At 50.5% G+C, this 13694-nt stretch carries 13 protein-coding genes; 3 read left to right on the top strand and 10 right to left on the bottom strand.

Annotated elements, in window-relative coordinates:
- Window positions 1-2: 2 nt before the first annotated feature.
- Window positions 3-2114 carry an acetate--CoA ligase family protein gene (locus ACOI06_RS10245; RefSeq protein WP_420662480.1) on the top strand — a complete coding sequence of 704 codons (2112 nt, stop codon included), beginning with the start codon at window positions 3-5 and terminating at the stop codon, window positions 2112-2114.
- A 119-nt stretch (window positions 2115-2233) separates the two neighbouring features.
- Here ACOI06_RS10245 and ACOI06_RS10250 read toward each other — a convergent pair whose 3' ends face one another.
- From ACOI06_RS10250 to prpB, 6 genes are all read right to left on the bottom strand, one after another.
- Window positions 2234-3016 (bottom strand): aldolase/citrate lyase family protein, encoded by a 783-nt coding sequence (locus ACOI06_RS10250; RefSeq protein ID WP_420662481.1) that lies wholly within the window; start codon window positions 3014-3016, stop codon window positions 2234-2236.
- A 6-nt stretch (window positions 3017-3022) separates the two neighbouring features.
- A complete protein-coding gene (gene hpaH / locus ACOI06_RS10255; protein ID WP_420662482.1) occupies window positions 3023-3829 on the bottom strand; it encodes a 2-oxo-hept-4-ene-1,7-dioate hydratase in 807 nt (268 codons plus the stop codon).
- A gap of 51 nt (window positions 3830-3880) precedes the next feature.
- On the bottom strand, window positions 3881-4732 hold the full coding sequence (locus tag ACOI06_RS10260) for a fumarylacetoacetate hydrolase family protein (RefSeq protein ID WP_420662483.1): 852 nt from the start codon (window positions 4730-4732) through the stop codon (window positions 3881-3883).
- A 122-nt stretch (window positions 4733-4854) separates the two neighbouring features.
- Window positions 4855-5247: a 5-carboxymethyl-2-hydroxymuconate isomerase gene (locus ACOI06_RS10265; RefSeq protein ID WP_420662484.1), complete on the bottom strand. Its 393-nt coding sequence runs from the start codon at window positions 5245-5247 to the stop codon at window positions 4855-4857.
- Between the two features lie 103 nt (window positions 5248-5350).
- Window positions 5351-6322 carry a Bug family tripartite tricarboxylate transporter substrate binding protein gene (locus tag ACOI06_RS10270; protein WP_420662485.1) on the bottom strand — a complete coding sequence of 324 codons (972 nt, stop codon included), beginning with the start codon at window positions 6320-6322 and terminating at the stop codon, window positions 5351-5353.
- A gap of 36 nt (window positions 6323-6358) precedes the next feature.
- Window positions 6359-7267 carry a methylisocitrate lyase gene (gene prpB, locus ACOI06_RS10275; RefSeq protein ID WP_420662486.1) on the bottom strand — a complete coding sequence of 303 codons (909 nt, stop codon included), beginning with the start codon at window positions 7265-7267 and terminating at the stop codon, window positions 6359-6361.
- Between the two features lie 117 nt (window positions 7268-7384).
- On the opposite strand from prpB, the gene ACOI06_RS10280 reads away from it, so the two are divergent.
- Window positions 7385-8179, top strand: a complete 795-nt coding sequence (locus tag ACOI06_RS10280; RefSeq protein ID WP_420662487.1) for an IclR family transcriptional regulator — start codon at window positions 7385-7387, stop codon at window positions 8177-8179.
- Between the two features lie 172 nt (window positions 8180-8351).
- Here the strand turns inward: ACOI06_RS10280 and ACOI06_RS10285 are convergent, their stop codons facing one another.
- From ACOI06_RS10285 to ACOI06_RS10300, 4 genes are all read right to left on the bottom strand, one after another.
- Window positions 8352-8630, bottom strand: a complete 279-nt coding sequence (locus ACOI06_RS10285) for a Fic family protein (protein ID WP_420662539.1) — start codon at window positions 8628-8630, stop codon at window positions 8352-8354.
- A complete protein-coding gene (locus tag ACOI06_RS10290) occupies window positions 8626-8772 on the bottom strand; it encodes a hypothetical protein (protein ID WP_420662488.1) in 147 nt (48 codons plus the stop codon). Before ACOI06_RS10290 ends, ACOI06_RS10285 begins: the two co-directional genes overlap by 5 nt.
- 71 nt (window positions 8773-8843) lie before the next feature.
- Window positions 8844-9344 (bottom strand): single-stranded DNA-binding protein, encoded by a 501-nt coding sequence (gene ssb, locus ACOI06_RS10295; RefSeq protein ID WP_420662489.1) that lies wholly within the window; start codon window positions 9342-9344, stop codon window positions 8844-8846.
- A gap of 165 nt (window positions 9345-9509) precedes the next feature.
- The gene (locus tag ACOI06_RS10300) at window positions 9510-10730 is read right to left on the bottom strand and encodes an MFS transporter (RefSeq protein WP_420662490.1); all 1221 of its coding nucleotides are present in this window, start codon (window positions 10728-10730) and stop codon (window positions 9510-9512) included.
- 102 nt (window positions 10731-10832) lie between these two features.
- Here ACOI06_RS10300 and uvrA point away from each other — a divergent pair, with 102 nt between their 5' ends.
- On the top strand, window positions 10833-13673 hold the full coding sequence (gene uvrA / locus ACOI06_RS10305) for an excinuclease ABC subunit UvrA (RefSeq protein ID WP_420662491.1): 2841 nt from the start codon (window positions 10833-10835) through the stop codon (window positions 13671-13673).
- The last annotated feature ends 21 nt before the right edge of the window (window positions 13674-13694 follow it).

Here is a 13694-nt window from a genome sequence, read left to right on the forward strand (position 1 = left end):
ACATGTCCGTTGCCACTGATTTATCTCGCTTGCTCAACCCCAAAACCGTTGCCGTCATTGGCGCATCAAACGATGCCAGCCGTATCGGTGGCAAACCCATCGCTTATATGCTTAAGCAAGGTTTTGCAGGCACCATTCTGCCGGTGAACCCTAACCGCGACACCGTTCAAGGTCTTAAAAGCTATCCCAGCGTGCAAGCACTACCCGAAGTGCCCGATATCGCGATTGTGGCCGTGCCGGCTGCCGCTGCGCTGGATACGATCAAAGCTTTGGCAGAGAAAGGTACTGGTGGCGCGATTCTCTTTAGCGCAGGTTTTGCAGAAACAGGTGAAGAAGGCGCCAAGCTTCAGGATGAAATGGCCCAAGCCGCTCGTGAACACGGCATGCGATTGCTTGGCCCAAACTCTCTGGGCATGCTCAACCCACAAACTCATTTTTACGGTACGTTTGCCACGGGTCTGGAACTCGGTTTCCCAGAACCAGGCCATGTTGCGATTGTGAGTCAATCGGGTGCGTATGGTGCGCACTTGATGGCGGTGGCTGTGGCCAACGACATTGGTTTGTCAGCCGCCGTGATGACGGGGAACGAAGCCGATCTGTCACTTGGCGATATGGTGCAGATGGTTGTTAATGACCCTAAAACCCGCGTTATCGCACTGTACGCAGAAGGCATTCGCCAATCGGATGTCTTAGTTGAGGCTTTAGAACAAGCTCGTCGCAAAAGAAAACCTGTCGTCATGATGAAAGTCGGACGCAGTGAAGTGGGTGGTGCTGCCGCACAGTCGCACACCGCCTCGATTGCTGGTGACGACAAGGTGTTCGATGCTGTCATGCGTGAGTTGGGCGTGATTCGTGTCGATACAACTGAACAAATGCTCGACATCGCACGACTGGCGACCCACGGCATCTTCCCAGCCGACAACTCACTGGGTGTGATTACCGTCAGTGGTGGTGCTGGGGTCATCATCAGCGACGCAGCTGAAATGCTCGGCCTGCCCATGCCCGCCATGCCAGAAGATGCACAAAAGAAACTGATTGAAATCCTGCCTTACGCCTCCCCTCGCAACCCAGTGGACACGACTGCGCAGGTGCTAAACGACATGAATCTGGCACATCTGTTCACCGACTCATTGGTGAAAGATGGTGGCTATAAATCCATTCTTGGATTCTTTACTTACACCACCAGTGCCCCCAGTACAGGTGAGCGTCTGCGTAAAGAGCTGAAGAAAATTCGTGATGCCTATCCAGATCGCTTGTTTGTTTTAGCGGCCATGGGATCACGTGAACAAATGCGTGAATACGAGCGAGACGGCTTTGCGATTTTTGAAGATCCTAGTCGTGCAGTCGCTGCCATTCATGCCATGGGACAGTTTGGGGAAGCATTTGAGCGCGCAGAACGACAAGCTGCTCCCGTCCTTGATGCGGTTGAGTTACCTGCAACCAACCCGTCCGAAGCGCAAGCCAAACAATTGCTGGCTAAATCAGGCATTGCAAGTGCCCCTGAAAAAGCCTGCGCCACAGTCGATGAGGCTGTCGCTGCCGCCCAAGAGATTGGTGGCCCAGTGGTCATGAAAATCCTCTCACCTGATATTCTTCACAAATCTGAAATCGGTGGTGTTTTACTGAACATCGAAGGGGATGACGCTGTACGTGAAGGATTTGACACCCTAATTGCCCGAGGCCGACAAGCCGTTCCAAATGCCAATATTGAAGGCGTGCTCGTTGCCAAACAGCTGTCTGGTGGTGTGGAATGTATTTTGGGAATCCATCGCGACCCCGTCTTTGGACCGATGGCCATGTTTGGTCTGGGTGGAATCTTTGTGGAGATTCTAGAGGACGTAGTTCTACACCGTTGCCCCTTTGGTGAAGATGTCGCCGAGACAATGATTCGTAGCATCAAGGGTGCACCGCTGCTGTTGGGTGCACGCGGCAGACCAGTCGCTGACATCAAAGCGTTGGCCAAAATGCTGTCACAACTCTCTGCATTTGCCGTTGCCGCAGGTCCCAGATTGGAATCAATCGACTTGAACCCAGTCTTTGCCATGCCCGAGGGTCAGGGTGCTTATGCAGTAGATGCGATTATCACGCTGCAAGATCCCGATCAGCAGGCTTAAATTTCATCTTTACCACAAGGGTTCAGCGTGACAGTTACATTGCACGTTTGAATACTCATAAAAACATCGGCTCCGTGAAATGTACTCACGGAGCCGATGTTTTTTAATTAGATGATGATTTACTTGGGCTGCGTCATCGCTTTAAAGCTGTTCAAAGCTTGGGCCGCTGCCACGCGTAACAAGCCCACATCCGATCCAATCGCAATAAACTCGGCACCAATTTCATCAGCTCGGCGCAACAAGTTCGGATCACTTGTTAAGATCCCTGCCTTTTGTCCGGCTGCTTTAATCTTAATCAACGCCTCTTCGACGGCTTTGACCACAGGCTCAACCGTTGGGTTACCCAAATAACCCATGTCCGCCGCTAAATCCGCTGGACCAATAAAGACCCCATCAACCCCTTCAACTTTTAAGATGTCGTCAAGCGCATCAAGTCCTTTCTGGCTTTCTACTTGTAGCAACAAACAGACTTCATCATCGGCAGTGCGCAGATAGTCGCTCAGACCCCCATACTGCGAGGCTCGAGCCAGTGCCGCACCCACGCCTCGCACACCGCGGGGTGGGTAATGCATGGCTTGCACCAAGGCTTGGGCTTGCTCAGCACTTTCCACCATTGGGATCAACAAAGTCTGGCAACCGGCATCCAGAATCTGTTTAATCATCCAGGTTTCCCCAATGGGTGGACGAATCACGGGTGTCACGCCCGAAGCCGCCATGGCCTGCATTTGGGCCACTGCACTGCGTAAATCATTCGGGGCATGTTCAAGATCGATGAGTAACCAGTCATAGCCAGTGGAGGCGAGTAACTCTGCGCCATTGGCATGCCCTAACGCCACCCACAAGCCAATCTGACGCTGCGACGCATTGATCGCGTGTTTAAAGCGATTTCGAGGTGCTTGCATCTGTGATTATCCTTGTGCGAAATGGCAGCTAATCGTACCCAATGGGCCGTAGTCTGCAGTGATGGTTGTACCGGGAGGGGCTTCAAGAGGACGAATGAAGGAACCCGACAAGACGACTTGCCCAGCGCGAATCGCTTCTCCATAGGTTGCCAGGCGCTGTGCCAACCACACCAAGCCCTGAGCCGGATGGTTCATCACCCCTGCAGCCAGCCCTGTCTCTTCGACCTGACCATTCACGCTCACAATCGCACCAATCCAGCGCAAGTCCAGATTGTCCACACGGATCGGTTTACCACCGAGCAAAAACCCTGCGTTGGCCGCATTGTCCGCAATCGTGTCGTAGACATTGCGCATCTGACCGGTCTTGGCATCTTTGCGTTGAACACGAGTATCCAGAACCTCTAAGGCCGGCACCACAAAGTCGGTGGCATTGAGCACTTCATAGAGCGAAGGGTTGGGTGAGACATCGGCTTTCATGATGAACGCCAATTCGGCTTCAATCCTTGGCGCAATGAAGCGATCAGCCGCAATCACCTCACCATCCTGAATGCGCATGCTTTCTAGCAAGACACCGGAGTCTGGGGTCGTGATGTTCAAAGCCTGCTGCATCGCGCGCGAGGTCAGCCCAATCTTTAAACCGACTTGGGGGTCACCGCTGGCAATCTTGCGCTGAACCCAAGCATCCTGAATCCGATAGGCGTCTTGCATATCCATGGATGGATAGGTTTGACTAAGCAAAGCCACTTGTTGGCGTGTGAGCTCGGCTTGCTCCAGACTGGCGGCGGCTTGTTGAATCTCGTCTGCGGTCATCATGAGGTTGTCTCTCCCTTGAGCGAATTAAATGAAGGACTTGAGCTAAGACGCTCAAACTGTTTCGCGTCTAACCGTATTCTGTAATACACCAAGGCCTGTCGCCTCAACACGCACCACATCACCGTCTTTCAAATATTTCGGAGGATCAAAGCGTGCACCCGAACCCGTGGGCGTCCCCGTCACAATCAAATCACCGGGCAACAACGTCATAAACGTGGACAGGTAACTGATCAGATAGGCAAAGGGGAAGATCATGTTGGCCGTTGTGTCTGATTGGCGCAGTTCATCATTCACATACGTCTTTAACGACAAGTCGGACAAATCAGGCATGTCTTCAATGGGCACAATCCAAGGACCCATGGAGCCAGAAGCATCAAAGTTCTTGCCTTGAGTGACGTTAAATTTACCGTGGCGCATCCAATCGCGCACACTGCCTTCATTGCACAAGGTCAAGCCAAACACGTGGCTCATCGCGTCTTCTTGGGAGATGCGGCGACCCGCCTTACCAATCACCAGCACGATCTCGCCCTCATAGTCAAACTGCTCAGACTCAGGGGGCAGCATCAAGGGCTGATCTTGCCCAACCAGCGAAGAGTTGGTACGGGTAAAGAGGCTAGGATACTTAGGCAGTGCTGAGTCGTCTTTGTACTCTGCATTACGATTGGCGTAGTTCACGCCAATACACAACACTTTGTCGGCGTTGGGCACAGGCGTCAAAAACTGCACTTCGTCTTCATTGAAATCCACCGTTCGGGTTGCACTCAACGCATCTCGATCCCCTGCCGCAATGAGATCGCGCAGGCTCGCATAACCCGTTTTGGTGGATAAATCGGTAATGTCCTTGTCGTGCAAAATCCCAAAACGATTTTGCCCTGCGGCATAAAAACTAATAAGCTTTTTCAACGCGTGTACTCCTGCTTGTTGAATGAATTCGTGGCTTGAATGTGCAAATACCCGAAAGAATGAAAACGACTGGATTGGCGAAGTGGATCCCTAACCCCAATTCCTAACACCAACCCCAACCCTTAACCTTGTCGGTTTTTAATGTATTCGTGCAAATTGTTGTACTTGTAATTCAGATCAGCACTCATCTCCTGAACCTCAAAGGCCACGGCCAAAGGCACAGCCTCATGCAAAGGTTTGAGATGAGCTTTAACTGCTTCAAAAATCATGTCTGCAGCTTTTTTCTTGGTTTCCAAATCACGACCTGCGCCAATCCGCAAAACAATGTGCACAAAGCTGTTGTCCGGATGATCATCACCCACGATGTAATCGTCAATCATCTGTGAGCGCACTCGAACGCCTCCCACCGGAAAAATCCCACTCTCCAGTGCGCTGCGATATACCGTGTGTTTTAGAGTTTTAATTTCTGAACGATCTTTAATGTTTTTTGAATACTCAATCCATGCGTGAGGCATTTTGATTCCTTGACGTTAAGCGTTATCGGCAGACCAATGTTTGGTTTTTATCAAATCTTTCTAGTCATGTGCTGGCTAGACATCGATCTGCCGATAACGATTTTTATTGCGCTTCGATACCCGCTTCTTTAATCAGCTCCGACCAGCGCTTGCCTTCGGATGCAATCAGTGCTTGAAACTCTTCTGGTGTGGATCCCTGTACCCCGACACCGACACCCGCAAAACTAGCTTGTACTTTTTCATCAGCCAACGCTTTTTGGACTGATTCGTTCAGGCGATTGAGGACTTCTTTCGGTGTTCCTTTGGGTGCAGACATACCGTACCAACCTGATACCTCAAATTCTGGGAAGCCCAGCTCGGCGATCGTAGGTACATCAGGGAGTGACGGCACTCGCTGTGGGCTTGTCACTGCCAATGGCACCAGCTTCCCACTATTGATATGCGGCAAGACGGACACTGGACTTGAAAGCATGATATTGACACGACCGCCCATCACATCCGTTAAGGCTGGGCCTGAACCAGGATAAGGGATATGCGTCATTTCAATACCCATGGTTTTCTGGAACAACAAGGACGCTAAGTAAGCTGCCGAGGCACCGCTCGCAAAATCAATTTCACCGGGTTTGGCTTTTGCCATCGCAACGAGATCTTCGACTGTTTTGACGCCCAATCCGGGATTTGCCACCACAACATAGGGCACACTCGCCAGTTGTGAGATTGCTGCAAAATCATTCTCTGGATCGTAGTTTGTCGCTTTGTATAAGCTGGGGTTAAGTGCCATGGTGGCTTGCAACACAAACGTCAGCGTATAACCATCTGGGTTTGCCGTTGCACCCGCTTTGGTTCCCACAATACCGTTTGCGCCAGGCTTGTTATCCACCACCACGGGTTGCCCTAACTCTTTGGTCATGTGTTCGGCCACGATTCGGGCCACCACATCCGTTCCCCCGCCCGCTTTGAATGGAACCACAAACTTAATGGGATCTGTCGGATAGTTTTGTGCAGACACGGGTGTCATCACGGTCATCAAACCTAAAGTACCCACGCAAAGCAAATTTTTTACTAAGGATTTCATATGTCTCCTCCTGTCTCTCTTCCAAGTCAAATAGACTTAGCTGGATTTCTTGGCTGCAAACAATTCGTCGATTTTGCGCTCGTACTCGTGATAGTTCAGGAAGCTATACAAATCTTCACGGGTTTGCATAATGTTCAGAACATCTTTTTGCGTACCTTCTGCACGAACCGTTTCATAGACTTTCAAGGCGGCTGCATTCATCGCACGTGTGGCTGACAGAGGATACAGTGCAGCCGACACGCCGGCGTCACGAAGTTCATCAGTTGTGAAGCTAGGTGTTTTGGAGAACTCTGTAATATTTGCCAGCACGGAATAAGGCTTATTCAAGGCATCTGCAAGCTTGCGATACTGATCAAGCTCTGTAAAGGCTTCAGCAAAGATCATGTCTGCACCTGCTTCAATATAAGCACTTGCGCGATCAATCGCACCATCCAATCCTTCAATTGCAAGTGCGTCTGTGCGAGCCACAATGACGAAGTTTTCGTCATAACGTGCATCAACAGCTGCTTTGATTCGATCCAGCATCTCATCTTTTGAGACAATCTCTTTACCTGGACGATGGCCACAACGTTTGAGTGCTACTTGATCTTCCATGTGCATTGCACCTGCACCATCTTTAATCAGGCCACGGACCAAACGAGCAATCGAGTAAGCACCCCCAAACCCAGTATCTACATCAACCAGAATTGGCAAGTCAGTTGCATCAGAGAGCTTTCGCAAATCTGTCAACACGTCATTGATTGTTGTCACACCCAAATCTGGGAGTCCATAAGAAGCATTGGCCACACCAGCGCCTGCAAGGTACAACGCACGGAAACCAACTTGCTTGGCCATCAAACCTGCGTACGCATTAATCGCGCCAATGATCTGCAAAGGAGACTCTTCCTGGAGAGCCTGTCTGAAGCGTGTGCCGGCTGATGTCGGGGATGGAATATGTGTTAACATAAAAACTCCACAATATGGATTAATAACTAGAAAACTATCTGTGTATTGAATCATTCAGTTAAGCGACTGTCAACAAATGGATGAATAATTGATTTATTATCCACTATATGGAGTTTTATGATGCGACCTGGTGCTCAACTTATCTACCGTATGGTCGATGTACTCATGGGATTAGCGGCTTCCAATCGCGATGGCATTGGTATGACCGATCTTGCCCGTCAAACCGGTCTGGCGGGCCCAACGGTTCACAGATTGCTACAAGCATTGGTTGATGTCGGCATGGTTTACCAACGTCCTGAAGACAAACGCTATGTACTGGGCTCACTCCTAGTGGAGCTTGGCCGCATCGCTGGAGAACGTTTCGATTTGTTATCGATCAGCGAGACACAAATTGAAGCATTAGCAAATAAAACTGGGGATACCGTTTTCTTTCTGGTTCGTAGCGGCAACGATATGCACTGCCTGGCACGGGCATCAGGCTCTTTCCCCATCAAAACCCTAATCACCGAAGTCGGCACCAACCGCCCAATCGGTGTGGGCGCAAGCGGCTTAGCTGTCATGGCCGCCATGCCTGAGCAAGATGCGAACGAACTACTCTCTCAGCACGCCGCCCACTATCTTGAAGTCGGTCGCAGTCTGGCAAGCGTGGCTGAGGAAGTCGCAATGGCTCGAATTTCAGGCTATGTTGTGCGAGTCATGCCAGCCCTTGGTGCGACCACAGTTGCCGTCGCCATACGTGACAAAGCGGGCTATCCATTTGCATCCGTGAGTGCGAGCGCTATTTCGCAAAGAATGGTGGGTGATCACCTGTCTAATGTTCTGAAAGAGTTGAAATCAATCGCTCAGCATATCGAGGGACAGATTGATTTTGAAAGCCAGCGAGTGATGAATCGAGCAACGGTAACCAAATAACTGATGAGGCCATTGTGACAATCAAAATTCACCGTGGCTGCACACCCAAGGCAAACCAATATGGCTCGAAACTAAGGACGACGCATTCAACCAGCAAACGGTTTAAGTCCTGATAATCACCACGACAGTGCGCTTTATCTAGTGTTTCGTAATAGGCTAAACGTTGCTCGACCTAAATAACCGTCGCCGAAAAACCCGCCTTCATCAACTCTAAATTCATCAATAGGCGAACCGTGCGACCCTTCCCATCAATGAAAGGATGAATTCTGACGAGTTCACCATGCACACGTGCAGCGCGTTCGACAGGGTGCATCTGCTGGCCATCGTGGTGACACCAATCTATAAATTCCTGCATCTGCTCAGGCACAAGCACAGCATCTGGGGGACGATGTTCTGCCCCTGCCATCAAAACATTTTGCTGACGATAACGTCCTGCGTTGTCAGGATCAATATTTTTTCAGAATCAGCTGATGTAAGGACTTGATTGTCCATTCATCGAATGGCTGTGGATCTTGAACGCATTCCTTCACAAACAAAATCGCATCCCGATGGTTGATTGCTTCGAAATGCTCACGCAAGGTTTTTCCACTCATAAAAAAATCCCAGTAAATCACACAAGGATCGACTGGGAAATTTAACCATACACGATGATTTATTCTAGTTTCTAGAACGGAATATCGTCGTCAATATCACCTAAGTTCGCTGCGCTACTTGATGCAGGCGCTGCTGGACGTTGCGTGGGTTGTGCTGGCTGACGACGTGGTTCCTGCGAATAACCGTCATCGCTGCGACCATAATCAGAACCGCCACCATAGTCCGATCCACCACTATCTCTTCCGCCAAGCATCTGCATCTGTTCAGCCACGATTTCAGTTGTGTACTGGTCTTGGCCTTCTCGGTTTTGCCACTTACGGGTCTGCAATCGCCCTTCAATGTAAACAGGACGACCTTTGCGCAAATATTCACCTGCAATTTCTGCCAAACGGCCAAACATCACAACCCGATGCCATTCGGTCTCATCCCGACGATCACCGGTCGACGGATCCCGATAATTTCGGGTTGTCGCGATCGACAGATTGCAAATCGCGGCACCATTCGCGCTATGGCGAATTTCTGGATCACGGCCCAGATTACCGACAAGAATAACTTTATTGACCGATGCCATCTCGATCTTCCTCCTGAATAAATAGGGACAAGACACAGTGATCTAACCGACAATCAGTTTTTTAACCCACCACTGCTGTCAACATAATGTGAGTGTACGTCAGACGACCGCGTTTGCGAATTTCACTATCTTGCAACATTCAAGTCCATCTGACTACTCGTAAAATTACACGGCTGTTTCGGTTGATTCCGTTTGGCGCGCATGCATTGAGATTGGCTTCATTGACCAAGTCACAATCAACCAGAATAAACTCAATGCAGCAATGGCGAAGAACACAGACTGCGTACCCTGTGTCGCAGCCAACCAACCACCTAAGGCACCCCCAAGAAACAAACCAACGGCCTGGGTCGTGTTGTAAACCCCTAACGTAAGACCTCGCAAGGACTCCGGCGCCAGACGGGATGCCAGTGACGGCTGGAGCGCTTCAAGCACGTTAAACGCCACAAAAAACAGCAACAACCAGAACACCAAAGACCACCAGCCACTTGTGCCAAAGGCCAAGCCTAAACCCACCACCAGCAACAAAATAACACACAGTTTTAAAACGCCTACATGTTGGCGCCGCTTTTCTGTGATGATCACAATCGGTATCATCAGTACAAAAGACACGAGAATGACCGGCAGATACGCAAACCACAATTGATCTGCTTGGATATCGCCATACTCCACGAGCAAAGGGGGCACCACCACAAACAGCGCCACCTGACTCAAATGCAAACAAAACACACCCACATTTAGTCGAACCAAACCGCCGTTGGTCAGCACTTGGCGAGTATGGCCACGCTCCATTTGCACCACAGCCCTAGGAACCACAGGAATGCGCGTGGCCGCCACAATAAAGGTTGCAACACCAAGCGCCGTAATGACCCAGAACAAACCTTCCAGACCGCCCCAGCCAACAATTAAAGGTGAAATCACCAGCGAGATCGCAAATGACAATCCGATCGAGGCACCCACCATAGCCATTGCACGTGTACGAACTTCGGGTCGAATAATATCGGCCAACCAAGCTGTAATCGCAGCCGAGATTGCACCAGAGCCTTGCACTGCACGTCCAATCGTGACACCCCAAAGACTGTCAGAGACCGCACAAATGACGCTACCCACAATAAACAGGGTTAGACCAAACAGCACGATGGGTTTTCTGCCGATGCGATCCGAGGCCATCCCAAATGGAATCTGCATCACAGCTTGGGTCAGTCCATAAGCGCCCAACGCAAGACCCACCTGTGTCGCATCCATACCACCTTCCAGCGTCTGCGCAGCCACCGCAAAAACCGGTAACAACAAGAACAAACCCAACATTCGGGTTGCAAATAATCCAGCTAGCCAGACACTGGCACTGCGTTCAACGGGATTCAGGGAAAGACGGGCGGGTGTATTCATGAGTCAAGGCAATACGTAAGGGTGTCGAACTTAGGCGAGTTATAGTAACAAGTTACTCAAAATTTTTTGTCGTTACCCTTAATGACACTACCATCAGGCTCAATGGATCAAATTCGTGTTCGCGGTGCTCGCACCCATAATCTCAAAAACATCTCTGTCGACTTGCCGCGCAGGTCACTCGTTGTCATTACTGGATTATCCGGTTCAGGTAAGTCTTCTTTGGCATTTGACACCCTTTATGCCGAAGGTCAGCGTCGCTATGTCGAAAGCTTATCGGCTTACGCCAGACAATTCCTACAACGACTCGAAAAACCCGATGTTGACTTGATTGAAGGTCTTTCACCAGCCATTGCCATCGAGCAGAAATCCGGCAGTCACAATCCTCGATCGACCGTTGGCACCATCACCGAAATTCATGACTACCTGCGCTTGTTATATGCTCGAGTCGGCACACCGTTTTGTCCTGAACACCTGATTCCACTTCAAGCTAGCAGTATCAGCCAAATGGTCGATACCATTTTGTCATGGCCTGCCGACCAACGGATTGTCATCTTGGCACCAGTTGCCCGGGCGCAAGCGGGACAACCCGATGAAATGTTGCGCGCATTTCAGGCACAAGGCTACGTCCGGGTTCAATTAAATGGTGAAACATTCACACTTGATCCAATTCCTGAGTTACCGGAAATGGCTGAGTTTGATCTGGACGTGGTCGTGGATCGCTTACGGATCAAACCAGACAATCAGGTTCGTCTCGCAGACAGCCTAGAAAACGCCATCCGCTTGAGCGATGGCAAAGTCATCATCCATAACCTAGACGACAAATCGCAACATACCTTTTCTAGTCGCTACGCCTGTCCTGAATGTGAATACACACTGTCCGAGCTCGAGCCACGGCTTTTTAGTTTTAACAATCCGGCCGGCGCCTGTCCAAGCTGTGATGGATTAGGCCACGTCGATGTCTTTGATCCGCAAAGCGTGGTGCTCTTTCCGTCATTGAGTCTATCCGCCGGTGCGATCTACGGCTGGGATCGACGCAACGCCATGACATTTGGCATGCTCAACAGTTTGGCCAATCACTTTGAGTTTGATCTAGAAACACCTTGGGAAGAATTGCCCGATTCCATTCAGCAACTCGTTCTGAACGGCTCAGGCGATCAGGACATTCCGTTTCTGTATATCAGCCCCACCGGAACGACTCAACTCGAAGAGCATCCATTTGAAGGCATTATTCCGCACCTGGAACGACGCTGGCGAGAAACCGACTCCAGCGCTGTGCGTGAAACCCTCAGTCAGTTTCGAGTCACACGCGATTGTCCGGATTGCCATGGCTCGCGATTACGCACCGAAGCGCGCCATGTTCTGATCAGTGACAAAGCCATTTACGAAGTCGAAGCCATGCCTTTGCTGGATTGTCAGCACTGGTTTGATGAACTGCAGCTTGAAGGGGCGCGCCAAGATGTCGCTGACCGCATTGTGCGAGAAATCCGAGCAAGACTGACATTTCTAAATAATGTCGGACTGACCTATCTGGCACTCGATCGGCGCGCAGACACCATCTCAGGCGGTGAAGCCCAGCGCATCCGACTAGCGAGTCAGATTGGCTCAGGGTTGACGGGTGTCATGTATGTTCTAGATGAGCCCTCCATTGGCCTGCATCAACGTGACAACGACCGTTTAATCGCCACCTTGACTCATCTTCGTGACTTAGGCAATAGCGTCCTTGTGGTGGAACATGATAAAGACATGATTCTGGCAGCAGATTGGGTGATTGACATGGGGCCTGGCGCAGGTGAGCACGGTGGTCGCGTTGTCTCAGAAGGCACACCTGCACACATTCTGTCTGACCCAAATTCTGAAACCGGCCTATACCTGTCTGGCAAAAAGCATATTCAAATTTCACGCCCAGCCCAACCTCCAGTCTCAGTCGATGATGAAAACCAAAGTTGGCTTAAACTCACGGGCTGCACAGGTCACAACCTCAAAAACGTCGATTTATCCATTCCGATCGGACAGTTTGTTTGTGTCACTGGCGTGTCTGGCTCCGGCAAATCCACACTCATCAATGACACATTGGCCATCGCAGCAGCCAATATTCTAAATCGAGCTAAAACACCGGCCGCGCCTTACGAAGATCTGATTGGTATTGAACAATTTGAGCGACTGATTCGCGTCGATCAAAGCCCCATTGGCCGCACACCACGCAGTAACCCAGCCACATACACCGGACTTTTTACACCCATTCGAGAGCTGTTTGCCAGTGTGCCAGAGGCCCGTGCACGTGGCTACGATTTAGGCCGCTTTAGTTTCAACGTAAAAGGCGGTCGTTGTGAGGCTTGTCAGGGTGACGGCGTTGTCAAAGTTGAAATGCACTTTTTACCGGACATGTATGTGCCTTGCGATGTCTGTCACGGCAAACGCTACAACCGCGAAACGCTCGAAATTCGTTATCGAGGTCTCAACATTCACGAAGTCTTAGACCTCACCATTGAGCAAGCGTTGCCCTACTTTGAAGCAGTCCCAGCCATTGCACGTCGTTTACAAACCCTCATGGATGTAGGCTTGTCCTACATTCGCTTAGGACAAAGTGCCACCACATTGTCTGGCGGCGAAGCACAGCGCATCAAACTCTCTTTGGAATTATCAAAACGCGGCAGCGGTAAAACACTGTACGTCCTCGATGAACCCACGACAGGTCTGCATCTGAAAGACATCGATCTGTTGTTACAGGTTTTGTTCCGATTGGTCACTGCTGGGAATACGGTTGTCGTGATTGAGCACAATCTGGACGTCATTCAGGTCGCTGACTGGGTGATCGACATGGGGCCTGAGGGTGGGCAAGGTGGTGGTCAGATCATCGCTCAAGGCACACCTGAGACCATCATGCAAAACCCAGAAAGCCTCACGGGCCAATATCTGGCCCGTGAAATTGCTTCTAAAGGATGATGGCTTAAAGCCAAATCTACT

Origin of the sequence: Orrella sp. 11846 (assembly GCF_048820935.1) — a bacterium.
Classification (GTDB): Bacteria; Pseudomonadota; Gammaproteobacteria; order Burkholderiales; family Burkholderiaceae_B; genus Algicoccus.